26 protein-coding genes and 10 tRNA genes are annotated in these 23,961 nt (G+C 53.7%); 32 read left to right on the forward strand and 4 right to left on the reverse strand.

Features of this window, described 5'->3' with window-relative positions:
* The first annotated feature begins 159 nt into the window (after positions 1-159).
* The 3 genes from KNP60_RS10690 (at position 160) to KNP60_RS10700 (ending at position 2,248) form a co-directional block, all read left to right on the forward strand.
* Complete coding sequence (locus KNP60_RS10690; RefSeq protein ID WP_034780854.1) at positions 160-1,095, forward strand: alpha/beta hydrolase; 936 nt, start codon at positions 160-162, stop codon at positions 1,093-1,095.
* Between the two features lie 66 nt (positions 1,096-1,161).
* Positions 1,162-1,761, forward strand: a complete 600-nt coding sequence (locus tag KNP60_RS10695) for a histidine phosphatase family protein (RefSeq protein WP_214797446.1) — start codon at positions 1,162-1,164, stop codon at positions 1,759-1,761.
* Positions 1,762-1,771: 10 nt separating this feature from the next.
* Positions 1,772-2,248 carry a DUF456 domain-containing protein gene (locus tag KNP60_RS10700; protein ID WP_034780856.1) on the forward strand — a complete coding sequence of 159 codons (477 nt, stop codon included), beginning with the start codon at positions 1,772-1,774 and terminating at the stop codon, positions 2,246-2,248.
* 74 nt (positions 2,249-2,322) lie between these two features.
* Here KNP60_RS10700 and KNP60_RS10705 read toward each other — a convergent pair whose 3' ends face one another.
* Positions 2,323-2,796 carry a YwpF family protein gene (locus KNP60_RS10705; RefSeq protein WP_034780942.1) on the reverse strand — a complete coding sequence of 158 codons (474 nt, stop codon included), beginning with the start codon at positions 2,794-2,796 and terminating at the stop codon, positions 2,323-2,325.
* A gap of 115 nt (positions 2,797-2,911) precedes the next feature.
* Here KNP60_RS10705 and KNP60_RS10710 point away from each other — a divergent pair, with 115 nt between their 5' ends.
* A complete protein-coding gene (locus KNP60_RS10710; RefSeq protein ID WP_034780857.1) occupies positions 2,912-3,214 on the forward strand; it encodes a hypothetical protein in 303 nt (100 codons plus the stop codon).
* Between the two features lie 41 nt (positions 3,215-3,255).
* Here KNP60_RS10710 and KNP60_RS10715 read toward each other — a convergent pair whose 3' ends face one another.
* Both KNP60_RS10715 and KNP60_RS10720 read right to left on the reverse strand, forming a co-directional pair.
* Positions 3,256-4,701 (reverse strand): nicotinate phosphoribosyltransferase, encoded by a 1,446-nt coding sequence (locus tag KNP60_RS10715; RefSeq protein WP_034780858.1) that lies wholly within the window; start codon positions 4,699-4,701, stop codon positions 3,256-3,258.
* A 22-nt stretch (positions 4,702-4,723) separates the two neighbouring features.
* A complete protein-coding gene (locus tag KNP60_RS10720) occupies positions 4,724-5,257 on the reverse strand; it encodes a cysteine hydrolase family protein (protein WP_214710649.1) in 534 nt (177 codons plus the stop codon).
* Positions 5,258-5,399: 142 nt separating this feature from the next.
* On the opposite strand from KNP60_RS10720, the gene KNP60_RS10725 reads away from it, so the two are divergent.
* The 10 genes from KNP60_RS10725 to argF all read left to right on the forward strand — a co-directional run bounded on the left by KNP60_RS10725 (position 5,400) and on the right by argF (position 15,769).
* Positions 5,400-5,675, forward strand: coding sequence for a 4a-hydroxytetrahydrobiopterin dehydratase (locus KNP60_RS10725; protein ID WP_034780860.1), 276 nt, complete (start codon positions 5,400-5,402; stop codon positions 5,673-5,675).
* On the forward strand, positions 5,668-6,150 hold the full coding sequence (locus tag KNP60_RS10730; RefSeq protein ID WP_235420248.1) for a hypothetical protein: 483 nt from the start codon (positions 5,668-5,670) through the stop codon (positions 6,148-6,150). The genes KNP60_RS10725 and KNP60_RS10730 overlap by 8 nt, the downstream gene beginning before the upstream one ends.
* A gap of 33 nt (positions 6,151-6,183) precedes the next feature.
* The gene (locus KNP60_RS10735; protein ID WP_034780861.1) at positions 6,184-6,501 is read left to right on the forward strand and encodes a hypothetical protein; all 318 of its coding nucleotides are present in this window, start codon (positions 6,184-6,186) and stop codon (positions 6,499-6,501) included.
* A 147-nt stretch (positions 6,502-6,648) separates the two neighbouring features.
* Positions 6,649-7,674, forward strand: a complete 1,026-nt coding sequence (gene argC, locus KNP60_RS10740; RefSeq protein WP_214797447.1) for an N-acetyl-gamma-glutamyl-phosphate reductase — start codon at positions 6,649-6,651, stop codon at positions 7,672-7,674.
* Between the two features lie 14 nt (positions 7,675-7,688).
* Complete coding sequence (gene argJ / locus KNP60_RS10745) at positions 7,689-8,906, forward strand: bifunctional glutamate N-acetyltransferase/amino-acid acetyltransferase ArgJ (RefSeq protein ID WP_214797448.1); 1,218 nt, start codon at positions 7,689-7,691, stop codon at positions 8,904-8,906.
* A complete protein-coding gene (argB, locus tag KNP60_RS10750) occupies positions 8,903-9,682 on the forward strand; it encodes an acetylglutamate kinase (RefSeq protein ID WP_214797449.1) in 780 nt (259 codons plus the stop codon). Before argJ ends, argB begins: the two co-directional genes overlap by 4 nt.
* The gene (locus tag KNP60_RS10755) at positions 9,642-10,787 is read left to right on the forward strand and encodes an aspartate aminotransferase family protein (protein WP_214797450.1); all 1,146 of its coding nucleotides are present in this window, start codon (positions 9,642-9,644) and stop codon (positions 10,785-10,787) included. The genes argB and KNP60_RS10755 overlap by 41 nt, the downstream gene beginning before the upstream one ends.
* Positions 10,784-11,833 carry a carbamoyl phosphate synthase small subunit gene (locus KNP60_RS10760; protein WP_214797451.1) on the forward strand — a complete coding sequence of 350 codons (1,050 nt, stop codon included), beginning with the start codon at positions 10,784-10,786 and terminating at the stop codon, positions 11,831-11,833. The genes KNP60_RS10755 and KNP60_RS10760 overlap by 4 nt, the downstream gene beginning before the upstream one ends.
* Positions 11,826-14,846, forward strand: coding sequence for a carbamoyl-phosphate synthase (glutamine-hydrolyzing) large subunit (carB, locus tag KNP60_RS10765; RefSeq protein WP_214797452.1), 3,021 nt, complete (start codon positions 11,826-11,828; stop codon positions 14,844-14,846). Before KNP60_RS10760 ends, carB begins: the two co-directional genes overlap by 8 nt.
* The gene (argF, locus tag KNP60_RS10770; RefSeq protein ID WP_214797453.1) at positions 14,843-15,769 is read left to right on the forward strand and encodes an ornithine carbamoyltransferase; all 927 of its coding nucleotides are present in this window, start codon (positions 14,843-14,845) and stop codon (positions 15,767-15,769) included. Before carB ends, argF begins: the two co-directional genes overlap by 4 nt.
* A gap of 48 nt (positions 15,770-15,817) precedes the next feature.
* Here argF and KNP60_RS10775 read toward each other — a convergent pair whose 3' ends face one another.
* Entirely contained in the window at positions 15,818-16,543 is a 726-nt protein-coding gene (locus KNP60_RS10775; protein WP_034780868.1) for a rhomboid family intramembrane serine protease, read from the reverse strand.
* A 63-nt stretch (positions 16,544-16,606) separates the two neighbouring features.
* On the opposite strand from KNP60_RS10775, the gene acpS reads away from it, so the two are divergent.
* The 18 genes from acpS (at position 16,607) to KNP60_RS10865 (ending at position 23,827) form a co-directional block, all read left to right on the forward strand.
* Positions 16,607-16,984, forward strand: coding sequence for a holo-ACP synthase (gene acpS, locus KNP60_RS10780; protein ID WP_021068179.1), 378 nt, complete (start codon positions 16,607-16,609; stop codon positions 16,982-16,984).
* Complete coding sequence (gene alr, locus KNP60_RS10785; protein WP_214797454.1) at positions 16,962-18,038, forward strand: alanine racemase; 1,077 nt, start codon at positions 16,962-16,964, stop codon at positions 18,036-18,038. Before acpS ends, alr begins: the two co-directional genes overlap by 23 nt.
* Positions 18,039-18,167: 129 nt before the next feature.
* Complete coding sequence (locus KNP60_RS10790) at positions 18,168-18,446, forward strand: hypothetical protein (protein ID WP_034780874.1); 279 nt, start codon at positions 18,168-18,170, stop codon at positions 18,444-18,446.
* 5 nt (positions 18,447-18,451) lie between these two features.
* Entirely contained in the window at positions 18,452-18,802 is a 351-nt protein-coding gene (locus KNP60_RS10795) for a type II toxin-antitoxin system PemK/MazF family toxin (RefSeq protein WP_029596222.1), read from the forward strand.
* Positions 18,803-18,942: 140 nt separating this feature from the next.
* Complete coding sequence (locus KNP60_RS10800; RefSeq protein ID WP_128123185.1) at positions 18,943-19,269, forward strand: STAS domain-containing protein; 327 nt, start codon at positions 18,943-18,945, stop codon at positions 19,267-19,269.
* Entirely contained in the window at positions 19,266-19,742 is a 477-nt protein-coding gene (gene rsbW / locus KNP60_RS10805) for an anti-sigma B factor RsbW (RefSeq protein WP_021068184.1), read from the forward strand. Before KNP60_RS10800 ends, rsbW begins: the two co-directional genes overlap by 4 nt.
* Positions 19,708-20,508, forward strand: coding sequence for an RNA polymerase sigma factor SigB (gene sigB, locus KNP60_RS10810; protein WP_021068185.1), 801 nt, complete (start codon positions 19,708-19,710; stop codon positions 20,506-20,508). Before rsbW ends, sigB begins: the two co-directional genes overlap by 35 nt.
* 66 nt (positions 20,509-20,574) lie before the next feature.
* Positions 20,575-22,710: a Tex family protein gene (locus KNP60_RS10815; protein WP_483299263.1), complete on the forward strand. Its 2,136-nt coding sequence runs from the start codon at positions 20,575-20,577 to the stop codon at positions 22,708-22,710.
* A 208-nt stretch (positions 22,711-22,918) separates the two neighbouring features.
* Positions 22,919-22,993, forward strand: a tRNA-Asn gene (locus KNP60_RS10820).
* Positions 22,994-23,002: 9 nt separating this feature from the next.
* Positions 23,003-23,094 (forward strand) — tRNA-Ser (locus tag KNP60_RS10825).
* A 26-nt stretch (positions 23,095-23,120) separates the two neighbouring features.
* Positions 23,121-23,195: transfer RNA gene (locus KNP60_RS10830), tRNA-Glu, on the forward strand.
* A gap of 6 nt (positions 23,196-23,201) precedes the next feature.
* Positions 23,202-23,277: transfer RNA gene (locus tag KNP60_RS10835), tRNA-Val, on the forward strand.
* A gap of 23 nt (positions 23,278-23,300) precedes the next feature.
* Positions 23,301-23,376 (forward strand) — tRNA-Asp (locus tag KNP60_RS10840).
* Between the two features lie 7 nt (positions 23,377-23,383).
* Positions 23,384-23,455, forward strand: a tRNA-Gln gene (locus KNP60_RS10845).
* Positions 23,456-23,464: 9 nt separating this feature from the next.
* Positions 23,465-23,540 (forward strand) — tRNA-Lys (locus KNP60_RS10850).
* Positions 23,541-23,571: 31 nt separating this feature from the next.
* Positions 23,572-23,659: transfer RNA gene (locus tag KNP60_RS10855), tRNA-Leu, on the forward strand.
* A gap of 4 nt (positions 23,660-23,663) precedes the next feature.
* Positions 23,664-23,740, forward strand: a tRNA-Arg gene (locus tag KNP60_RS10860).
* A 10-nt stretch (positions 23,741-23,750) separates the two neighbouring features.
* Positions 23,751-23,827: transfer RNA gene (locus KNP60_RS10865), tRNA-Ile, on the forward strand.
* Positions 23,828-23,961 lie beyond the last annotated feature (134 nt).

Here is a 23,961-nt window from a genome sequence, read left to right on the forward strand (position 1 = left end):
GTCCTCTCTATATAAAACCTTTAAATCGTAACCGTTACGTTCTGAGACTGCGTTTTATATTATAGGGGGCGAATGCGAACACGTCAAGTCCGACTTCAGATGGATGGTTTTTCGAGAAAAAGGGAATATGATTAAAAAAAGAACGAGGAGTGGATGTATATGAGAAAGGAGACCGCCTGGTTCGTCGGTGGTGCGGCGCTCGCAGCTGCCACCGCAGCCGGGGCAAGCGTATGGAACCAATACGGATCGCTCGTGCGTTGGCAAGAGCCCGAGTTGCCGGTGCGTCCCTCGACCCGTAAACGCCGGACTCACACGTACAAGATTGTCAATGACCGTCCGCTCCAATTTGATGTGTACTACCCGCCCGGCGAAGGACCGTTCCCGGTCGCTGTCTATGCACACGGCGGGGCATTCGTTCGAGGGAATCGAGGCATGGTGACGTTGTTCCATCCATTGCTCGACCACTTCCTCGCCAAAGGATTCGCGGTCATCAGCATCGATTATCGTCTGTTCGAGGACGGGGTCTATTTCCCGGACAACATCATCGACGTCTCCGATGCGCTTTGCTATCTCAAACAACACGACGGTCTACTCAATCTTGACATCGACAAATTGATTGTCTGGGGCGACTCGGCAGGCGCGGCCCTTGTCCTTGCGACAGCACTCGACCGAAGCAAGCAGTTTATAGGAGAACTCGGCGATGACGTGCCGCCGGTGAAAGGTGTCATCGCCCTTTATCCGCCGACGAACTTCTTGTTGTTCAAGTTCATCCAGACGTGGCTCGCCCATTTGAAGTTTTACGAAGGCAGTCGTGAGGCGTGGCGCGAATTGATGGTGAAGTGTTCTCCGGTCACGCATCTGTACGATGATGCCCCGCCGATTCTCCTTTTGCACGGGAAAAAAGACCCCATCGTTCCGTTCGGACAAGCGCTCCATTTCGTGGAGCATGCGAGCGAGGTCGGCGCGAACGTGCAATTGATTTCTTTTCCGAACGGCACCCATTCGTTAGCGAGTTTCCTCCAATCCGATAACCCGATCAAAGAAACACAACTCATGGCCCGGATCGATCGTTTCATCGATGACGCGATGATGTGACGTTGCGCTTTTTTTCAAAGATGGTACGATGGGGTAGGATTTAGGAATCAAAAAGGAGTGACTCGTGTGACAGAACTTTGTTTGGTCCGACATGGTCAGACCGATTGGAATTTTCAAGAAATCATTCAGGGGCGGGAAGATATCCCGCTCAACGCACTCGGACATCGGCAGGCCGAAGAGAGTGCGGCCTTTTTAAGCCAAGAATCATGGGACGTGATCGTCGCGAGCCCGCTTTCGCGAGCGATGGATACGGCCCGCTACATCGCAGAGGCGTGCGGCATCGACCCAGGCGTGATTATTCAGGACGAACGGTTCATTGAGCGTGAGTTCGGTCATGCGTCGGGAAAACCTGTGCCTGGCATTTACGAAGCTGTCCAAGCCGATGATCAAGATCGCGTCCCGGGTCTCGAGTCAGAAGATGAGATGCGGGCCCGGGTCTTGAGCGGCATGGAAGACATCGTCGAGGCACATGCTGGAAAACGTATCATCGTCGTCTGTCATTCACATGCAATTAAAGCCGCCTTATCGGCGATTGACGACACGTATACGTTCCGCCACGCCATGCGCAACGCCTGCTCGAATTATATCGAATATCAAGAGGGTCAGTTCGTGGTCAAGGCGGTCAATGTCGCCGACCATATTACGAATGTGATCGTCGCGAAGTGAGGAGAAGTTCATGACGACATTGCTCTGGATTTTCATCATCGCATCATTTGTTGTCGCGTTCGCGGGTCTGATCTATCCGGTCATCCCGAGCGTCTTGTTCTTATTCATCGGTTATATGATTTACGGTTTTGGATTCTCGTTCGAGCCGCTCACATGGACGTTCTGGCTTTGGCAAACCGTATTTTTGATCTTCTTGTTCGTAGTCGACTATATCGTCACTCGGGCGACGGTTGATAAACGAGGCGGTTCCGAACGGGCGAAGTGGGGAGCGACGATCGGATTGATCGCAGGTCCGTTCATCTTCCCGCTCGTCGGCGTGCTCATCTTCCCGTTCATCTTCGCGTTTCTAGCGGAGCTCACGCTCGGTAAATCGACGCGTGAGGCGTGGAGTATCGGTGTCGGGACGGTACTTGCTTTCCTTGGAAGTACGATGCTCAAAGTCGTCGGAATGACGATGATGGTCATCTTGTTTTTCATCTACATTTGAGGCGGAGAAATTTCTTCGCCTTTTTGGGTTGAGATATTTGAAAAAACGGGGAAAGAAAAACAAGACCGTTCGACTTATTCGAACGATCCTGTCTTAACGAGCTGAGTGAAGGCGGAGCGGCTGAACGACTGCTGTTGCTCCATTTGTTTTTCGAAGAAGGACGGTTTGAGCTCGGCGTTCGCCACGCCTTCGGAAATCAACGAATCGAGTACTTGCTTCGTCGTGTCTTGTTTCGGCAACAACATGAGCCCTTCGGCGACGAACGTGTGATGGTCGCTTAGCGACCGTTCACTCGTGAACGTCAAGGCGAGGGCGGCCGGCCGGTTCGATGGAGACGTGATGACGGCCTCGGCGAGAAGCAGGATTCGTTTATTCAAGTAATGATGAAGCGTGACGGCAAATTCAGTCGGTACGAGCATCTCGAGGAGCCATTCGTTGTCGTGCTCTTTTGAGATGATCAACCCATCGAGCAGTTCGACGGGCAGGTTCAACTCGTTGCCGTACTCGTCTTGGACGAGGCGAACTTGGACTAGGCGGAACGTTTTCATCGTATCGATCCCTTCCACATTTTCTTTAACTCATCTTAACACAGTCTGATTCGAAGATTGTGTTACGATAGCGGGGAAGCGACGTAAAAAAAATAGAGGACAAGGAGGCATCAAGATGAGTTGGGTTGTTGGCATAATCGGGTATATCGCGATTCTAGCAATCGGTTATTATGGTGTCCTTTTCTTCAAAGTAAAGCAGGAGCGGAGTCGGGCCGGATATCGAATCTTCCTCTTGCTCGCGGGCTTGTTCTTCGTGAGCGGGAGTGACTATATCATCGCGTTGTTCCGAGGGGATACGGAAGCGACGTTTTGGCAACGGACCGTTTACTTCATATTGATTTTGATCTCTCTTTCGATCGCCCTTTACTTTCGGAGAAAAGAAGATAAAATCCATGCGAATGAGATGACGACGGCATAAAAACAAGAGGCTAACGGAAAAAAATCCGTAGCCTCTTGTTTTTATTTCGGAATCCGAGTTTGACGAATCATTTCGAGCTTCAAGTCCCAGAGCGGTTTACTGAATGTGACCGAGTACACTTCCGGCAAGCGGAGGCGTTTGTACTCTTCCCACAGACCGTTCATCTGCTCGTGATGATACGTGCGGATTTCTGTCGCGTTCGGTAACTCATATACGCGTTCGCCGTCTTGGAAAATCGGGACGAGCAAACGTTTGACGCTAAAGTTACGTGTCTTGATGCGGAACGCGGGGTCGCGCACGTCAATCAAGTCGATTTCGTTATACGACTCGACTGGTTCGTCGGCAAGGGCGATATAGTCACCTTTGAACTTCCCGGTCTCGTTATCGATGATGCGATACAATTCTTTCTTGTGCGGAGTCGTCGTTTTCACTTTCGAAGACGACACTTTGATGACCGGCTTCAGCTTCCCGTCGGCGCCTTCGCGGGCGACGAGTTTGTACACCATACCGAGTGCAGGTTGCTCATAGGCCGTGATGCCGCGTGTCCCGACGAGGAACGTATCGGCTTCAGCTCCTTGCATCCGCAAGTCTTGAATGACGTACTCATCGAGGTCGCCCGAGACGACGATTTTGACGTAATCGAGTCCGGCCGCGTTCAATGCTTTTCGGGCCCGTTTCGACAAGTAGGCCAAGTCACCCGAGTCGAGTCGGACCGACTTCAAGCGGTAGCCTTTCGCTTCAAGTTCTTTGGCGACCGTGATCGCGTTCGGGAGACCTGACTTGAGCGTATCGTACGTGTCGATCAACAGGCTCGTATTGTCCGGGTACATCGAGGCGAACGAGCGGAATGCCTCGAGTTCGTCATCGTGGAACTGGATATCGGCGTGCTCCATCGTTCCACCGGTCGGGACGTCAAAATCACGTCCGGCCGAAACCAAGCTCGTGACGTCGAAACCGGCGATATAGGCGGCCCGTGTTCCGTAGTACGCAGCATCGACGCCTTGGGCGCGACGAGCACCGCCTTCGAGTAGCGTCTCGTTCGGCGCAGCTTGGCGGATGCGCGCGTATTTCGTCGCGATGAGTGATTCGTGGTTGGCGATGTTCAAGAGCGCCGTCTGGAACAGCTTCGCCTCAAAGATCGTCGATTCGATGCGGACGACTTGTTCGTTCGGGAAGATGACTTCTCCTTCACGGACACTGTAGAGCGAGCCCGTGAACTTGAAGTTACGGAGTACATCCGCGAACTCGTCCTCGAAGTCGAGTTGCTGTTTCAAGTAGCGGATATCTTCTTCCGTGAATGAGACGTTCTCTAAATAATGCACGATATTTTGGAGGCCGGCGAAGACGACGTAACCTCCGCTGAACGGGTTTGAGCGATAGTATAGGTCAAACACGACTCGTTCGTTGTGACGGCCTTGTTTCCAATAGATATACATCCAACGTGGGAGGTATAAGTCTGTGTGAAGTGCTAAGTTGCGATGTAACATAATCGATCCTTTCTGTTTTACGTCACTTCCCGGTCACCGTTGCTCCGAGGGTCGTGACAAAATGTTCGAGCGCCCAATCGTGGCCGACTGGGTTGAAGCTTTGGACGGCGTCGGCGTGGACGACGATTGTATAGCCGAGGTTGTACGCGTCGACAGCGGTATGAAGCACACAAATGTCTGTGCACACACCGACGAGATGAATCTCTGTGATGGCCCGTTCGCGCAAGCGCAAGTCGAGGTCTGTGCCGGCAAAGGCGCTATAGCGTGTCTTATCGATCCAATGATCGGCCCGGCTCGCCGCGGTTTTGACGGCACCGTATAATTCACGGCCCTCTGTACCGCGAATGTTGTGGGGCGGGAAGAGCGTCGTCTCAGGATGATACGTGTCGCCGGCGTCGTGGACATCGTTCGCGATGACGACATAATTCTCGTCCGCAAACTCCTCGATCAACTGGACGATTCGTTCTTCTATGTCTTGCCCTGGTTTTCCACAAGTCAAACGACCCGTATCTGCGATAAAATCAAACGTGTAGTCGATCACAATCAATGCTCGCATGGCGAGATCTCCTCTCTCATGTGAAGAATAGTTGGCTATCCTTCTTATTCTAAATCATTTTGCGTGAAGCGAAAAAGATTATTTTTGATCGCGGTCGGGTACTAGGTGTAAGAAGAACCGTTTGCGAAAGGGGAATCAGCACATGCTGCTGTCATCAACCGAACTGTCAGAGCAACTATCCCGCTTAAATGGCTGGGATGTTGTTGAAGGGGAATTACAAAAGACGTATCGGCTCGAGACGTTTCCAGAGGCGATTCAGTTCGTCCATCTCGTCGCTGATTTGGCGGAGGAGCTCAATCATCATCCGAACATCTTGATCGAGTATCGGAACGTCACATTGACCGTGTCCACGCATGACGAAGGTGGAATCACGGAGAAAGACATCATGCTCGCGAAAGGGTGTGAGGGGCTTGTCTAAACTGTTCATGACGTTTGCCTCAGGAACTGTCGCTGAACGATTGCGTCAACAACCCGGTATCCTTGTCGCCAACGGGACCGAGACGATTTTGCTCGCAGAAGGCGACAAGTCTCCCTTCCAAAGCGGGAAGACGTTTCAAATCGAAGAAGCGGAAGGACAATTCGCCTCGAAAGGGAATATTGTCTATGCGAACATTCCGGTCGATTCGAACGCCCGGTCGCTCTTGTTCCATCGCTTGTTGAAAGACAAATCACGTCTTGGGTCTGGCCATAGCGGTTTTGCCGCCTATCGGCTCGGTGTCGACCCGGACGATCACCACGGGATTATCTTCATCCAATTCACCGAGGGCGGAAATCGTTTCCGTGATTCGACCGACTATGTCTTGTTCCAAGAATGGCTGAAAGAAGCCGTCGAACAAAAAGGAGCCGGTCCAATCATAAAACACTATGTCGTCGATGAAGCGGATGACCTATAATAAACATAACGTCATGTTAGGGGAGGATTTTTTATGAACAAGAACTACTTCTGGATGGGAATGGCCGCAGGTGCCGTCATCGGAGCCGGGGCATCGCTTCTCCACAGAGAGACGCGCGAACAACAAGTCAGCCAGCTCAAACATATGAAATCACGACTCAAGTCGAAGGATGCGTCAACACAAAGCCATTCGGTCGGCCTTCAAGCCTCATCGAAAGGGAGCTTGAAAGATCGCGTCATGGATTTGAAGGCGCTCTACGAAGAGAACCAAGACACGATTCAAAATCTCGTCGAAGATGTGAAAGACTTGGTCGACGCGCTCCAAGACGCTCGTCACAAAAATCAAATTTAATCATCTATCACGGTCTGGCGCTATTGCGCCGGGCCGTTTTTTTATGGTCTGGCGAACATCTCTCTATTTAATTTGTATAAAAATACAATTGACAGTATAAATATACGTATGTTTTAATCGATTTATTCTTTTAAGGGGGTTCGACAGATGATCACTTGTGGAATCGTCGGCGTCACGGGGTACGCCGGGATGGAGCTGTTGAAGCTCATCGGGAAACATCCCGAGTTCACGCTCGTCCGGGCGATGAGCGATTCGAGCGCCGGATTGACGCTCGCGCAACTGTATCCATGGTTAGAGATTGAGGATTTGACGCTCGAGCCGTTCCAGGTGGGCGTATTGAACGACATCGACATTATCTTTTTAGCGACGCCGAGCGGAGTGTCGGCGCAATATGTGGCGCAGTTGACGGAGTATGAAGGAGTCGTCATCGATTTGAGCGGAGACTTACGTCTGCCGGCATCGAGTTACGAGACATGGTACGGCAAACCGGCCGTACCGGTATCGCTTCAAGCGCAGGCCGTGTACGGATTGACGGAATGGAATCGAGATGCTGTAAGGTCGGCCGACTGGATTGCCAATCCCGGGTGTTACGCCACGGCGGTCGCCCTTGGCTTATTGCCGTTCGTGAATGGAGGATGGATCGACCCGAACGAAATCATCGTCTCGGCCTGCTCCGGCATCACGGGAGCCGGGAAAGGACTCAGCGCCAAGACGCACCATGCCCGCTCCAACGAAAACGTACAACTTTATAAAATTCATACGCATCAACACATCCCGGAGATTGAACAGACGCTTTATGCAGTGAGTGGGACGCAAGCGACCGTGTCGCTATCGACTCATCTGTTGCCCATCAATCGAGGCATTATGGCGACGATGAGCGTCGTGCCGACAATCGAGCAGAGCGAAGCAGCTTGGGTGAACGCATTGCGACAAGCATACGCGAACGAACCATTCATCCGGGTGCAACAAGGCGAACCGGAGATTCGGACAGCCGTCGGGTCGAACTACTGCGACTTATGGGTGTATCTCGATCAACGAACGAATCGATTGACCATCATCTCGGTCATCGACAATATGCAAAAAGGTGCGGCCGGACAAGCGATTCAAAACGCCAACGTCCGCTTTGGATTAAACGAGACAGCCGGGTTGAATGAACAGCCCCAATACATATGAGGAGGTAGAAACGAATGATTGAAACAGCAATCAGCCCTGTCGTCCACGTCGTCACGCCGAAAGGGTTTCAAGCGTGCGGAGTTCACGTCGGACTGAAGCGGAAGCGTAAAGATTTAGCCCTGCTCGTCTGCGAACAGTTGGCCAGTGCCGCCGCGGTGTATACGACGAACCAGTTTCAAGCGGCCCCGATTCAAGTGACGAAAGAGACGCTACAAGCGTCGAACGGGAAGATTCGTGCCGTCTTGATCAACAGTGGAAACGCCAACGCCTGCACCGGTCCGCAAGGGCTCGAGGACGCGTATACGATGCGCGATAAGGCGGCCGAACATATCGGGGTCAAGCCGGAAGAAGTAGCGATTGCCTCGACAGGTGTCATCGGTCAACTGTTGCCGATGGAGACGCTCTTGACCGGGATCGATTTGCTTGAACCGATCCATGAGGAGACGGGGGCGGAGTCGTTCGCGGAAGCGATTTTGACGACCGATACGGGAACGAAATGCACGGGCGTCGAGTACACCGAAGGCGATGCCGCCGTGACGATCGCGGGTGTGGCCAAAGGCTCGGGGATGATTCATCCGAACATGGCGACGATGCTCGGCTTCATCACGACCGATGCCGTCATCGCACCCGACGTGTTGCAACGGGCGCTGAAACAGAGCGTGGACGCCTCGTTTAACAGTATCACCGTCGACGGGGACAGCTCGACGAACGATATGGTGCTCGCTTTGGCGAGCGGACTGACCGAGATGGATGAAATCATCGAAGGGACACCGGCCTATGACCGCTTCCTTCAAGCGTTGACGGACGTATGCACGAATCTCGCCAAAGCGATTGCCCGTGACGGGGAAGGGGCGACGAAATTGATTGAGGTCGAGGTTGTCGGGGCGAAAACGGACGCAGCGGCTCGGATGATTGCGAAACAAGTCGTCGGCTCGTCGCTCGTGAAGACGGCCGTCTATGGACAAGATGCGAACTGGGGACGCATCATCGCCGCCATCGGTGCATCAGAGCAACCGATTGACGTGAACCACGTCGACATCCGCATCGGGTCACAGCATGTGCTGATGGAAAGTGCGCCGGTCTGGTTCGATGAAACGCTCGCGACAGAGGAGATGGGCCAAGACATCGTCTCGATTCAGATCCGGTTGCAAGACGGCACCGGACAAGGTCAGGCGTATGGCTGCGATTTGACTTACGACTACGTCAAAATCAACGCGAGTTACCGGACATGAAACAGCGGAAAATCGTCAAACTCGGCGGAAGCGTTTGGGACACGCTTCATCCGGACTATTTCAAAGAATGGCAGGCGTGGCTCGAGGCGGGGCATGAACTTGTGATCGTTCATGGGGGTGGACCTGCGTTGTCCGCTTATTGCGAGCACCAACAAATCGAACCTATGTTTCAAGACGGACGTCGTGTCACGACAGCGGACGTGTTGACCGGTGCCGAGCGTGTGCTCGCGGGGGAGATGCAGACCGAAATCGTCGCTGCCCTCGGACGTCATCATATTCAAGCGGTCGGTCTCTCGGGTGTGGACGGACAGACGCTGACAGGAAAACAATTGGTGGAACTCGGGGCGGTCGGCGAAGTCGACCGGGTCGAGACAGACTTGTTCGAGCTATTGCTCGCGGGTCGCTACGTGCCCGTCGTGACATCATTATTACACGGTACGGAAGGCACGTTGAACTGTAATGGGGACGATTGTGCGATCGCAGTCGCGGTCGCTCTGCAGGCCGACTGCTTCGAAATGATCACCGACGTACCAGGTATCCGGATTGATGGGACGTTCCGTCAAACGCTGACACGTGAGGACATCCAGACGGCCATCGCCACAGGGGATATCTATGGGGGGATGATCCCGAAAACCGAGGCGCTGTTGGCTGCTCTAACAGGAGGGATTGATATCGCCGTCATCCGTGACGGCAAGGACCCGGTTCATCCCGGGACAACACTACAGGAGGTGCACCATGCATTCACTACTACCGACCTACGGACAACGACATATTGAGATTGAGCAGGCGAACGGATCGTATGTGACCGACACCACGGGGAAACGGTACCTCGATTTCGTCATGGGTATCGCCGTCTGCGGCACGGGCCATCGTCATCCACACGTAAGCCAAATGCTAGAGGCGCAGCTTCAAAAAGTGTGGCACACGTCGAACCTTTACAACATCAGCGGACAAACTCGCGTCGCCGAGATGCTCGTCTCCGGGACTCATTTGACGCATGCGTTCTTCTGTAACAGCGGGACCGAGGCGAACGAAGGGGCGTTCAAATTGATTCGGAAATGGACGAACAAGACGAAAGTCGTGACGTTCACGAAATCGTTCCACGGTCGCTCGTTCGCCATGCTCGGAGCCACGGGACAAGACAAGGTCAAAGCCGGATTCGGGCCGATGGTGGCTGATTTTGTACACGCACCGTTCAACGACATGGACGCACTCGACATGATCGATGCCGATACGGCTGCGGTCTGGCTCGAAATCGTCCAAGGCGAGGGCGGGGTCGTCGTTGCTGACTCGGCATGGCTCGAAGCGCTTCAAGCGAAAGCGACTGAGCACGGGGTCAAAATCGTCGTCGATGAGGTGCAGACCGGGATTGCCCGCACAGGTACCCGCTTCGCGTTCGAACAGACACCGCTTAAACCGGACGTCGTCACGCTCGCGAAAGGGCTCGGCAGCGGTTTCCCTGTCGGAGCGATTTTGACAGCGGCAGGTGCAGAGCACGTCTTCACGGCTGGCAGTCACGGTTCGACGTTCGGCGGCAATCCGCTCGCAATGGCAGCGGCGGAAGCGACGCTCGACATTTTGTTCGAGGCGGACGCACTCGCCCACGTCAATGCGATGGGGGCACGATTACGAGCGGGCTTGGAACAATTTGTCGACGGAGAGACGTTCATCGAGGTCCGTGGACTCGGCTTGATGCTCGGGCTCGTCGCGACGCAGCCGGTCGCGCCATGGATTGAACAGTTGCGAGACGCTGGCCTCTTGGTCGTTGCGGCAGGTCCGGACGTGATTCGCTTCTTACCGTCTTTGTTGCTTACGGAAGCCGAAGTGGATGAGGCGCTCGCAATCATTGGACAGGTGATTACAAAGGAGATGGTGTCATGACGGGGACAGTGACGTTACAAAGCGGTGAACAGTTCAACGGGACGTGGGAGACGAGTGCGTGCTCGGCGAAAGGAGAGGTCGTCTTCTTCACAGGGATGACCGGTTATCAAGAAGTGTTGACCGATCCGTCGTACGCCGGTCAAATCGTCGCGTTCACATATCCGCTCATCGGGCAATATGGGTTGACCGACGCAGCATCGGAGAGTGCGGACATTCAAGTGGCGGGCGTGCTCGTCCAGACGTTAGCCGGAAACGGGGCGGCGACCGACTTGAAGGATTGGCTGGAGCAGTCCGGTGTGCCGGTACTGTCTGACGTCGACACGCGCTCGCTCGTCCATGCGCTCCGTGAACACGGCGATCAGTGGGGTGTGATGACGTCTGAATCAGATGTGTCGTTCGATGGGGACCTACATCAGATTACGGAGACCGTTTCGACGCCAAGTCATGTGCGTCACGGCGACGGGGCGAACGGACACATCGTCTGTCTTGATTTCGGCGTGAAGGCGTCGATGGTTCAAGCGATGGTGGAGCGAGGGTACGCGGTAACGGTCGTTCCGTTCGATACGACGGCCGCCCAAGTCCACGCGCTCGCACCGACCGGGATTCTCGTGTCGAACGGTCCGGGAGACCCACGTGATTTGGTCGACTACCTCGACAATGTACGTGACGTGGCACTGTCGTATCCGACACTCGGCATTTGTATGGGCCATCAACTGCTCGCGCTCGCCTTCGGGTGTGAGATTGAAAAACAGGCTTACGGACACCGCGGATCCAATCATCCGGTCCGGAACGTCCAGACGGGTGAAGTGTGGATGACGTCGCAAAATCATGGGTACGTCGTCACACGGGACAGTTTGGAAGCGACGCCGCTCGAACTGCTATTTGAGAACGTGAACGATTTGTCGGTCGAAGGGACGTTGCACCGGACGGCCCCGATTCTAACGGCTCAGTTCCATCCAGAGGCCAGTCCGGGACCGAAGGAAGCACAAGCCATCTTTGACCGCTTTGACGAAATGATTCAGCAAGGGGTGAACGTCTATGCATAAAAAAGTACTCGTCATCGGCTCGGGTCCGATTATCATCGGACAGGCGGCCGAGTTTGACTATTCGGGCACACAGGCGTGCCAAGCGCTTCGGGAAGCAGGTTGTGAGGTCGTACTCTTTAACTCGAACCCGGCCACAATCATGACCGATCCCGGTTTGGCCGACCACACGTACATCGAGGCGATGACGTTAGAGAAGGCCGAATTGATTATCGAGACAGAACGTCCGACCCACTTGCTCGCCACAGTCGGCGGGCAGACCGCCCTCAACTTGGCGCTCGCCTTGGACGAGGCCGGCGTGCTCGAACGATACGGCATCGCCCTCCTTGGGACGTCGCTCGAGACGATCCGTGACGGGGAAGACCGTGAACGGTTCAAACAGAAGATGAACGAACTCGGGGAACCGCTCCCGGTCAGCACGACGATTGAATCGATCGATGGACTTGATCGCTTCGTCGCCGAGACAGGCGTCCCGCTCATCGTCCGTCCGGCGTTCACGCTCGGCGGTACCGGCGGCGGGATTGCGGAGACGATTGATGCCGCCTACACGCTCGCGAAACGTGGTCTCGAGGCGAGTCCAATCTCGCAGTGTTTGATCGAGCAGAGCATCGCCGGCTATAAAGAGTTCGAATACGAGGTCATGCGTGACGCCAACGGGACGTGCATCATCGTCTGCAATATGGAAAACATCGACCCGGTCGGCGTCCATACGGGCGATTCGGTTGTGTTCGCCCCGGCCCAGACGTTATCGGATGTCATGCATCAGACGTTACGGAGCGCCGCGTTCCGAATCGTCTCGGCCCTCGGTGTCGTCGGCGGGTGTAACATCCAGTTCGCCGTCCATCCGACGGAAGACGCCTATTACGTGATTGAAGTGAACCCGCGCGTGTCGCGTAGCTCGGCGCTCGCCTCGAAAGCGACCGGGTATCCGATCGCGAAGATCGCCACCCGTCTTGCCCTCGGGGAACGACTCGACGATTGCATCAATCCCGTCACGAACGGGACGATGGCGAGCTTCGAACCGGCCCTCGATTATGTGACGGCGAAAGTGCCGACGTTCCCGTTCGATTTGTTCAATGGGACGGACCGGACGCTCGGACCGCAGATGAAAGCGACCGGGGAGAGCATGGCGATGGGCAAAACACTTGAGGAAGCGCTACAGAAAGCGTGGCGTGGTGCCGGTGTCGAGCAGAGTCCGCTCTATCCGAGTTGGATGGCGACAGCCGATCCTGACGCGCTATACGCTGAAATTTCGGCTCCGACTGATCGTCGTCTCCTGGCGTGCCTCGCACTACTCGATCGGGGAATCGCCACGGCGTCACAGCTTGAAGCGCTGACGGGTATCGCCCCGCACTTCATGATGACGTTCAATCGACTCGTGTCGACAATCCATCTGGACCTGTCCACGAAAGCGAACATGTTGCAGGCGAAACGGTTCGGTTTCACCGACGCCCAGATTGCGCAGCAGATGAACGTCACGGCGGACGCAGTCGCAGCGATGCGGCTCGAACACGACATCCATCCGGTCTATCAGATGATTGATACGTGTGCCGCCGAGTTCGAGAGCCGCACACCGTACTTTTACGGGTCGTGGCACGGGACGTCTGAAGTCGTACCGAGCGAGCGTCCGAAAGTCGCCATCATCGGGTCTGGACCGATTCGCATCGGGCAAGGCATCGAGTTCGATTATAGTTCGGTGCATGCCGTCTGGGCGCTTCAAAAACTCGGGGTCGAGACGATCATGATCAACAATAACCCGGAGACGGTGTCGACCGATTTCACGGTCGCTGACAAACTGTACGTCGAACCGTTGACGATTGAAGATGTTGTGCACGTATTGGAGGCAGAAGGCTGTCAGGACGTCCTCATCCAGTTCGGCGGGCAGACCGGCATTTCACTCGCCCATGCACTAGAAGCCAAAGGCTATCACTTGCTCGGGGCGACGGCAGACGTCATCGATCAAATGGAGGACCGGGATCGGTTCTATCAATTCCTCGACGAGATCGGGGTGGCCCACATCCCTGGCGAAGAGGTCGGATCGGTTGATGATTTGACGTCCGCGATCGATCGTCTCGGCTATCCATGTGTCGTCCGTCCTTCCTACGTCATCGGTGGAAAAGGCATGTATATCATCCGGACCGCGGCGGATTTGCACCAAGTCGAATCACACTTGACCTATCCGCTCCTCGTCGATGCGTATGTCGATGGACGTGAACTCGAAGTCGACTGTGTCACTGACGGGAAAACCGTCTACATTCCGGCCTTGCTCGAACAGATTGAGGCAGCCGGTGTCCATTCGGGCGATTCGACGATGATTCTGCCGCCGGTCAAAACGTCACGCGCGCAACAAGCCGAGATTGAAGCCATCGTTCAAACGATTGGTCAAGCGCTCGCATATAAGGGTGCGCTCAATATCCAATTCGTTTTGAAGGGCGACGTCATCTACGTGCTCGAAATCAATCCGCGTGCATCTCGGACGGTCCCGATCGTCAGTAAAGTGACCGGGGAACCACTCATCGAATGGGCGACGCTCGCGGCGTTCGGCCATGAGTTGGCAACCGTCGTCCCAGAGGCACGTCCGGTATGGAGCGGCTATGCCATCAAGACACCGGTGTTCTCGAGTTTGAAATTGCCGGGCGTCGACCCGCTCACCGGACCCGTCATGCGCTCGACTGGAGAGACACTCCAATTCAGCATGACCCCTTACGTGTCCGAACGCTTCTGTTACGATGCGACGACGGCGCGCGTCATGAATCGGACTGAGACCGTAGCCGGCCAAGGGTGGTCATCATATAGTGATCAAGCGCTCGATGAGACGACCGAGTTCCAAAACGTGTCGGTCCTATTTTCAAACGCACCAGAAGAACAAGTGGCACGTGAGACGGCGGTCCGAAACGGCGTCCACGTCATCTCGGAGACACATCTTGCCGAGTACTATCAACAAGCGATGCAAGCGGAAACGATGCCGGTCCGTTCACTTCAAACGATGCAGACAGGAGAGGGACTACCATTATGACGACGAAAACAATCAATCATCTACTGACACTCGAGGAACTGACTCCGTCCGCCCTCGACGACTTGCTTGGACTCGCGGCCGAAGTGAAACGACAGCCGGAAGCGTTCCAGTCGGCGCTCGCCGGCAAGAAAGTGGCGCTCTTGTTCGAGAAGGCCTCGACTCGGACCCGGATGTCGTTCGAGGTCGGTGTCGTCGAACTCGGCGGTTATCCGCTGTTCTTGAGCAGCAGTGATTTACAAATCGGGCGTGGGGAACCGCTGACGGATACGATTCAAGTCATGAGCCGTTATGTCGATGCGCTCATGATTCGGACGTATGCCCACGCGACGGTCGAGACGCTCGCTTCGGCAGGTTCGATTCCAATCATCAACGGATTGACCGATTCCCATCACCCATGCCAAGTACTCGCCGACTTGTTGACGGTCGAGGAAGTGTTCGGCACGAGAACGGGGAAGACGTTGACGTACATCGGCGACGGGAACAATATGGCCCACTCGCTCATGATCGGGGGCGCGCTCAGCGGGATGCACATCCGCATCGCCTCGCCGGAAGCATATACGGTCGAGACCGAGATTTTCGAACGGGCGAACGAACTCGCGGCGACTACTGGAGGCAGCGTTACGTTGTGGCAAGACCCGGTCGCTGCGGCAGCGGGTGCGGACGTCATTTACACGGATGTGTTCGCGAGCATGGGGCAAGAAGCGGAAGCGGCGGAACGGTTGACGCAGTTTGCGACGTTCCAAGTCGATGCTTCGCTCATGCAGCAAGCGAAGTCAGATGCGATTTTCCTGCACTGTCTCCCGGCCCATCGCGGCGAAGAAGTGACGGCCGACGTCATCGATGGCACGCAATCGGTCGTTTTCGATCAAGCTGAGAATCGATTGCACGCGCAAAAGGCGCTCATGCTTACCTTGCTCGCCTAAACGAAAAGAGAGGATTCGCCGCTCGGGCGAATCCTCTCTTTATTACTGTCATAAAAAGCGGGCGAACAGGCCGAACACGGCCAATCCGACGATCACGTAGAAAATCCATTTGCCTTCACCCGTATGAATGATGGGCGGGGAATACTTGCGTGGCTTGTACTTCCCGTAACGGAGCGGGCGCGAATACGGCACCGCGAACCGGGAGAGCGGGATCGCGAGCAAGAACCCGGCCAGGAAACCATACACATGTCCCCAAAGTGATACGTTCGCGCCGATGAGCGTGAACACGGCGCTGATGGCGACGAAGATATAGACGAGTCGAGCGTCCTGGCTGTAGATGAGCGTCCGGCGGAACCGACCGATGTACACATAAAAGCCGAGAATCGCTAAAATCGCACCTGAAGCACCGGCTTGCAGGTAGAACAGTTCACTCACCGTGAAGAACGTGAGCAAGTTGGCAAGCACACCGGCCACGATATAGAACACGGCGAACTTGATGTGACCGACCATGCGTTCCATGGCAGGTCCGAAGATAATCAAAGCGAACGAGTTGAACAGCAAATGACCGAGCCCTAAATGGATGAAGTTGGCCGTCAAGAGACGGTACCATTCCCCTTGGGCGAGTGCGAGATGGAATGACCCGCCGAGTGCGACAATCCGGAGGTCGGGGACCAAAGAATCGATGACAAACACGAGCAGTTGGATTACAATGAACAGCGTTACGAGCGGATACGCCCGGACGAACGTTTGAACATTCTCAGTACGACTAAACATAGCATCACCTCTTTCCTTAATTGTATAAGGAAACGAGTGAAAAAGGAAAGGAGCGAGTGTCCTGTGATTGTGGGGATCGGAATCGATATCGTCGAGCTCGAGCGGATTGCTCGCTCGCTCAAAAATGACCGTTTCGTCGCACGTCTGTTGACCGAAGCCGAGCGGGCGCTTGCGGACGCCTATCCAGAACAACGGCGCATCGAATTCGTCGCTGGACGATTTGCGGCGAAAGAAGCGTATGCCAAAGCAGTCGGGACCGGGATTGCCCGGGGCCTGTCGTGGCAACAAATCGAAATCTTACCGGATGAGGCCGGGCGACCGCATATGACGGCGCCGTACTCAGGCCGGATTCATATGAGTATCAGCCACAGCGAGCAATATGCCGTGGCACAAGTCATCATTGAAGAGGGGGATCACGATGTTTCGTCCAAGTTGGATTGAAATCGATCGGGCGGCGATCAAACATAACGTAATCGAAATTAAAAAACGGATCCCGCAAGCGCTCATGGCCGTCGTCAAAGCGAACGCTTACGGGCATGGTGCCGTCGAAGTGGCAAAGATTGCGCTTGATAACGGAGCGACGATGCTCGGTGTGGCCTTACTCGAGGAGGCAATCGAGCTCCGAGAGGCCGGGATTAAAGCGCCAATTCTCGTCATGGAGGCCCAGTTCCCAGAATATGCGGGCGTCGCAGCCGAACACGATGTGACGTTGTCCGTCTTTTCGGCCGACTGGTTGCGTGAGGCGTGCACACATCTATCTGACCGTCCACTCACCGTTCATGTGAAAGTCGACACCGGTATGGGTCGTCTCGGTTTGCGGACCCGCGCCGAACTTGATGCCCTTTTAGAAGCGGCAGATGACCGTTTTATCGTCGAAGGGATTTATACGCACTTTGCGACAGCGGATGAGCCGGACAGTGAGCTTTACTATGAGCAGCAGGAGCGGTTCGGTCAGTTGATAGATGGACTCCACTCGCGATTCCGCTACATTCATACGTCAAACTCGGCCGGAGCGATCCGCATGGCCGGACAAGACGTGCCGTACAACGTGGTGCGGGTCGGAATTGCGATTTATGGGCTCTACCCGTCAGCTGAAATGGCTTCCTTCTATTCATTTTTACGTCCGGCCTTCACGTTGAAGAGCAAGCTCATGCAAGTGAAGCAACTCGAAGCTGGACAGACGATCAGCTACGGGGCGACGTATACGACGACTGAAGATGAGTGGATCGGTACCGTGCCGGTCGGATATGCCGACGGCTGGATCCGTAAAGCGAGCGGCTTCGAAGTAGACGTCAATGGAGAGCGCTGTCCCATTATCGGTCGTGTCTGCATGGATCGCTTCATGGTGAGACTTCCTAAAGAGCTGCCGGTCGGGACTGTGGTCACGCTCATCGGCGGACCAGTCGCGATTGACGAACTGGCCACGCATCTCGAGACGATCAACTATGAGGTCGTCTGCCAATTAACGAATCGCCTCCCGCGACGTTATGTGTAAAGCGGAAAACGTGTGAAATTATCTGAATTCTTTCGGGAATTCTCTATATTTTCCCAAACTCGCGTGTTATATTGGTAAAGAACGCGGGAATATTTCCGCCAGTCATTGAAACGATTCTGGAGGTGTAAGATGTTGAAACAGCGAACTGCGGGTGCTTTAGCGTCCGTTCCAGATCGGTTCTCGCAGCATGGGGGTCCGATTTCGATGAAAGACCGTGAATCATTGTCATTGAACGATGTAGTGACGTACTTGTCCAAAGAAATTGCTGATCGACAACAAACACTGCGCGAAGAATTGGCGAGAGGCTATCAAGAGATGGCCGCGTTTAATTTGAATATGGCAGAAGAGATGCTGATGATTGAGACGGAAGCCGAACATGCTCTCTTACGTCAAGTAAGCGGGGTGTGAGCGGAGTGATCGTAAAGCGTGGTGACGTGTTTTATGCGAATCTGTCGCCCGTAGTCGGTTCAGAGCAAGGTGGAGTTCGTCCGGTTCTCGTCATTCAAAACGATATCGGCAATCGCTTTAGCCCGACCGTCATTGTCGCTGCGATTACGGCTCAGATCCAGAAAGCAAAACTGCCGACTCATGTAGAGGTATATCAAGTCAAACATGGTCTCGAACGAGATTCCGTGATTTTACTTGAACAGATTCGAACGATTGATAAGCGTCGTCTGACGGATAAAGTCACTCATCTTGATGATGAGACGATGCACAAAGTTGACCGAGCGCTAGAGATTAGTCTGGGATTAATCCCTCTCTAGCTTACATATAAAGAAACCGATACATGGGTATCGGTTTTTTTTCAAAAAAATCTTTGAAAAATAGTTTAGAATTCTGTAAAACGGGAATTTAGTTTAATCGTACTCAATTTTTCTGTACGCACATTAGGAGGGAATATACGATGGATTTAGCGATTCGCGAGCAAGTCATTGGAGAACAATTACACCTTTACGTATCCGGAGAAGTGGATACATATACCGCACCAAAATTGAAGGAAGTCTTGCACCCGGCAATCACGGACCAAGACGTCACCGTTCATTTGGATGAAGTGGACTATATGGATTCAACTGGTCTCGGCGTATTTGTCGGTGCCCTTAAAATAGCCAAACGTAATGAGAAAGAGTTGTCGCTCGTCGGCGTCACCGACCGCGTCAATCGTCTCTTTGAATTGACAGGACTGCACAAGTTGCTTTCGATCAATACAAACGTAAGAGGTGGCACGCAATGAGTAACATCGAACAGACGGTGATGACGTTCCCGGCCAAACCGGAGTATGTCGGTGTGGTCCGTTTAGTCGTCTCAGGAATCGCTAACCGTATGGGATATACGTACGACGAGATCGAAGATATTAAAATCGCGGTCTCGGAAGCCTGTGGCAATGCTGTTCAACATGCTTATGAAGACCAAGAAGGTGAAGTGAAACTCACGTGTGGCGTCCATCAAGATCGTCTCGAGATGACGATCGAGGACTCGGGCAAAACATTTGCCGACGACGTGAAACGCCAAGCGGCGCCAGTCGAAGAGACGGCTGAAATTGAATCGCTTCACGAAGGAGGACTCGGTCTTTTCCTCATTGAAGCCTTAATGGATGACGTCTCGATCAACAAGGACAATGGTGTCAAGGTGACGATGACGAAACTCCTTAACAGGGACGAGGTGGATCAGAGTGCCAGCAAAATCTCAACAACGCCATCACAGTGATGATGAAGTATTAGAGTGGATTGAGCGTTATCAACAGGACGATCAAAATGAAGAAGTCCAAATGCTCCTCATTAACCGATACTCGGACCTCGTTGAGGCACTTGCACGAAAGTTTTCACGCGGCCGGGCTATCCACGATGACCTCGTTCAAGTCGGGATGATCGGACTTCTCGCTGCCCTTCGTCGTTTCGACCCTGAGTTCGGACGCAGTTTCGAATCGTTTGCCGTTCCGACGATTATCGGTGAAATCAAGCGTTTCATCCGTGACAAGACGTGGAGCGTGCACGTTCCGCGCCGGATTAAAGAGCTTGGACCGAAAATCAAGAAGACGGTCGAGGAATTGACGACCGAGTTGCAACGTTCACCGCGCATCGATGAGATTGCCGATCACCTCGGCGTTTCCGATGAAGAGATTCTCGAGACGCTCGAGATGGGCAAGAGCTACCAAGCCCTTTCCGTCGACAGCTCAATCGAAGCGGACAACGAAGGTTCGACCGTCACGCTCCTCGACCTTGTCGGAAGCCAAGAACGTGGCTACGAATCGGTCGACCAGCGCCTCATCCTTGAAAAAGCGTTCAGTGTGCTGAACGAACGGGAACAGGCGATTTTAGAATGTGCTTATTATAAAAACATGAGCCAAAAAGAGACGGGTGAACTCCTCGGGATTTCGCAGATGCACGTATCGCGCTTGCAGCGACGCGCGCTTGAGAAGTTACGTGAGGCCATCAAAGTCCCGCTCAATGAAGTATTTTCAAACGATGACTAAATGGTCATCGTTTTTTTGTCGTCTAGGCGTGAGTTTGCTACACTTCTAGAGAGAAGAGAAAAGGAAGTGATTCGATTGATTACGAAAGTCGCAAAAGAGTTGAAGTTGAAGACGAGTCAAGTCGAGACGGTGCAACAACTTGCCGCGGACGGAGCGACGATTCCGTTCATGGCCCGGTACCGTAAAGAAATGACCGGTAATCTCGATGAAGTCGAAATCAAAGCGATTCTCGACGCCTTACAATATGAAGAGAGTTTGCACAAGCGTAAGACGGACGTCCTCGCCAAACTTGAAGAACTCGAGAAGGCGACGCCGGAATTGACACGGGCGCTTGAAGCGGCGACGAGCCTGCAACAAGTCGATGACATTTATCTCCCTTATCGTCCGAAGCGACGGACGAAAGCCGAACAAGGGCGGGAGAAAGGACTACAAGCCCTCGCTGACTGGTATCGTCAACCGACACCCTATTCGCTGAAAGAAGCGCAGTCGTTAGCGGGTGATCTTTCGCTTGAAGAAGCACTTCCGTTCGTCCAATCAATCATTGGGGAGGAGTGGGGCGAAGTGGCGACGCTTCGACAATCACTTCGAACACGAGTCCGGAAAGAGGCGCTCCTTCGTTCGCAGAAGAAAAAACAAGCGGAAGACGAGAAAGAAGTGTTCGCCCAGTATTATGAATATGAAGAAAAAATCGCAGGAATCGTCCCGCACCGGATTCTCGCTTTGAACCGGGGAGAGCGCACGGACGTGTTGCAAGTGAAGATTGTCTTCGACGAAGCCGGCTTCATGCGACAAGCGCTCGGCAAGTTTGACCGTTTGCCGACAGAGAAACGCGAACTCGTCACGCTCGCCGTGAAGGACGCGTTCAAGAAGTCGGTATTTCCGGCCATCGAACGTGAGATTCGTAGCGAATTGACCGAGACGGCCGAAGAACAGGCGATCGACGTGTTCTCGAAAAACTTGAAGCAACTCTACATGCAACCGCCGCTTCGTGAGGTCGTCGTCCTAGGGATTGACCCGGCCTATCGCACAGGTTGTAAATGGGCCGTCGTCAATGAAATCGGGAAAGTCGAAGAAGTCGGTGTCTTCTATCCGACGGCACCGAAACACGATGTCGCGGGATCGGAAAAAGTGCTATCGTCGCTCGTGAAACGTTATCCGATTTCGGTCATCGTCATCGGGAATGGGACCGCATCCCGTGAAACGGAGCAATTCGTATCGAGCTGGCTGAAGAAAGCTGAACGCGAGATTGCTTACGCCATCGTCAATGAGGCGGGGGCGAGTGTCTATTCGGCGTCAGAGACTGCACGGTCTGAGTTCCCGGAATTGAAAGTAGAAGAACGCTCGGCTGTCTCGATCGCCCGACGTATCCAAGACGCGATGGCCGAACTCGTTAAAGTCGACCCGCAATCGGTGGGGGTTGGACAGTATCAACACGACGTCAGTCAAAACAAGCTGAAGGGGTCGCTCGAGTTTGTCGTCGAGAGTGTCGTCAACATGGTCGGTGTGGATGTGAACCGAGCCTCGGAATCGCTGCTCACATATGTATCTGGATTGAACAAGACGACGGCTAAAAATATTGTCGCGTATCGGGATGAGTTCGGGCGCTTTGATACGCGGAAAGAAATCAAGAAAGTGCCTCGTCTCGGAGCGAAGGCGTATGAGCAAGCGGCCGGCTTTTTACGGATCACGAACGGAAGCGATGTACTCGATCAAACGGAGATTCATCCGGAGAGCTATAAGTTGACGCGCTCTCTATTGAAGGAACTCGGTGTTTCGAAGCAAGCGGTCGGTACGGCTGAACTGCGAGATCGATTGAAGACGGTTGACGCCAAAGCATTGAGTGAGAAGTTGGAAGCCGGTTTGCCGACAGTTGAAGATATCTTGAAGTCGCTCGCGAAACCAGGACGTGATCCACGCGAAGACATTCAGAAGCCGTTACTTCGGACAGACGTTATGAACTTGGAAGATCTCCAGGTCGGTATGGAGTTCCAAGGAACAGTGCGAAACGTGATCGACTTCGGGGCGTTCATCGATATCGGGGTGAAGCAAGACGGACTCGTCCACATTTCGAAGTTGTCGAATCGCTACGTTAAGCATCCGCTCGACGTTGTCGCGGTCGGTGACATCGTCACGGTATGGATCGAACAAGTTGACGCCAATCGTGGACGAATCAGTCTCACGATGCTTGAGCCACGCAGATAAATAAGAGAGAACTAGCATCGAGCGAAATGTTTTTCATTTTGCTCGATTTTTTTACGAAAAAGTGTTGACGGTCTTTTCTGCCCGTGCTATCTTATAGAAGTCGCCGAGAGACGGCATGGAATATTAAAGCTTTTCTAAAAAAGTGATTGACAGGTTTCTGGTTTGCGGTTACAATTTAAATCGTTACTTCGATAAATTCAAGCAACGTTCCGCAATAGCTCAGTGGTAGAGCAACCGGCTGTTAACCGGTAGGTCGTAGGTTCAAATCCTACTTGCGGAGCCATTTTATTTTGGAGACGTACCCAAGAGGCTATAAGGGGCTCCCCTGCTAAGGGAGTAGGCTGGGAAACCGGTGCGAGGGTTCGAATCCCTCCGTCTCCGCCACTTATTTTTAGAAAACACATACATCTGGCCCGTTGGTCAAGCGGTTAAGACACCGCCCTTTCACGGCGGTAACACGGGTTCGAATCCCGTACGGGTCACCATCATACGGAGGATTAGCTCAGCTGGGAGAGCACCTGCCTTACAAGCAGGGGGTCGGCGGTTCGATCCCGTCATCCTCCACCATTTCAAATTTAAGCACGTATAACGGTCTTGTGGTGTAGGGGTTAACATGCCTGCCTGTCACGCAGGAGATCGCGGGTTCAAATCCCGTCAAGACCGCCATTTACGTTGGGCCGTAGCCAAGTGGTAAGGCATCGGATTTTGATTCCGACATGCGAAGGTTCGATCCCTTCCGGCCCAGCTTATATTTGAGTCATTAGCTCAGTTGGTAGAGCATCTGACTTTTAATCAGAGGGTCGCAGGTTCGAGCCCTGCATGACTCACCATTTTTTATCCCTCGCAACACCTTAATACGCTGCGGTCGTGGCGGAATCGGTAGACGCGCTAGGTTGAGGGCCTAGTGGTGGTTAACACCGTGGAGGTTCAAGTCCTCTCGACCGCACCAATATGCACCCTTAGCTCAGCTGGATAGAGCGTTAGACTACGAATCTAAAGGCCGGGAGTTCGAATCTCTCAGGGTGCACCATTTTTATTATGGGCCTATAGCTCAGCCGGTTAGAGCGCACGCCTGATAAGCGTGAGGTCGGTGGTTCGAGTCCACTTAGGCCCACCATTTTAACTGACGAACTTTGAAAACTGAACGATGAGGCAAAAAATGTTTTACAATTTTTGAATGAAGCGCAAGCTTCGTCATTTTTAAAGAGCTATATCAAATTCTTTGGAGAGTTTGATCCTGGCTCAGGACGA

It is taken from the genome of Exiguobacterium sp. s5 (genome assembly GCF_018618075.1).
Classification (GTDB): Bacteria; Bacillota; Bacilli; order Exiguobacteriales; family Exiguobacteriaceae; genus Exiguobacterium; species Exiguobacterium mexicanum_A.

Bases quoted from the DNA above. Each gene is read 5' to 3' on its own strand.
- KNP60_RS10735 (WP_034780861.1), top strand. From the start codon at position 6,184: ATGAACAAGAACTACTTCTGGATGGGAATGGCCGCAGGTGCCGTCATC.
- alr (WP_214797454.1), top strand. From the start codon at position 16,962: ATGTTTCGTCCAAGTTGGATTGAAATCGATCGGGCGGCGATCAAACAT.
- KNP60_RS10755 (WP_214797450.1), top strand. From the start codon at position 9,642: ATGCATTCACTACTACCGACCTACGGACAACGACATATTGAGATTGAG.
- KNP60_RS10800 (WP_128123185.1), top strand. From the start codon at position 18,943: ATGGATTTAGCGATTCGCGAGCAAGTCATTGGAGAACAATTACACCTT.
- KNP60_RS10790 (WP_034780874.1), top strand. From the start codon at position 18,168: ATGTTGAAACAGCGAACTGCGGGTGCTTTAGCGTCCGTTCCAGATCGG.
- KNP60_RS10720 (WP_214710649.1), bottom strand. From the start codon at position 5,257: ATGCGAGCATTGATTGTGATCGACTACACGTTTGATTTTATCGCAGAT.
- KNP60_RS10775 (WP_034780868.1), bottom strand. From the start codon at position 16,543: ATGTTTAGTCGTACTGAGAATGTTCAAACGTTCGTCCGGGCGTATCCG.
- argB (WP_214797449.1), top strand. From the start codon at position 8,903: ATGAAACAGCGGAAAATCGTCAAACTCGGCGGAAGCGTTTGGGACACG.
- KNP60_RS10725 (WP_034780860.1), top strand. From the start codon at position 5,400: ATGCTGCTGTCATCAACCGAACTGTCAGAGCAACTATCCCGCTTAAAT.
- argF (WP_214797453.1), top strand. From the start codon at position 14,843: ATGACGACGAAAACAATCAATCATCTACTGACACTCGAGGAACTGACT.
- KNP60_RS10760 (WP_214797451.1), top strand. From the start codon at position 10,784: ATGACGGGGACAGTGACGTTACAAAGCGGTGAACAGTTCAACGGGACG.
- argJ (WP_214797448.1), top strand. From the start codon at position 7,689: ATGATTGAAACAGCAATCAGCCCTGTCGTCCACGTCGTCACGCCGAAA.
- carB (WP_214797452.1), top strand. From the start codon at position 11,826: ATGCATAAAAAAGTACTCGTCATCGGCTCGGGTCCGATTATCATCGGA.
- KNP60_RS10690 (WP_034780854.1), top strand. From the start codon at position 160: ATGAGAAAGGAGACCGCCTGGTTCGTCGGTGGTGCGGCGCTCGCAGCT.
- KNP60_RS10710 (WP_034780857.1), top strand. From the start codon at position 2,912: ATGAGTTGGGTTGTTGGCATAATCGGGTATATCGCGATTCTAGCAATC.
- KNP60_RS10705 (WP_034780942.1), bottom strand. From the start codon at position 2,796: ATGAAAACGTTCCGCCTAGTCCAAGTTCGCCTCGTCCAAGACGAGTAC.
- KNP60_RS10700 (WP_034780856.1), top strand. From the start codon at position 1,772: ATGACGACATTGCTCTGGATTTTCATCATCGCATCATTTGTTGTCGCG.
- KNP60_RS10715 (WP_034780858.1), bottom strand. From the start codon at position 4,701: ATGTTACATCGCAACTTAGCACTTCACACAGACTTATACCTCCCACGT.
- rsbW (WP_021068184.1), top strand. From the start codon at position 19,266: ATGAGTAACATCGAACAGACGGTGATGACGTTCCCGGCCAAACCGGAG.
- argC (WP_214797447.1), top strand. From the start codon at position 6,649: ATGATCACTTGTGGAATCGTCGGCGTCACGGGGTACGCCGGGATGGAG.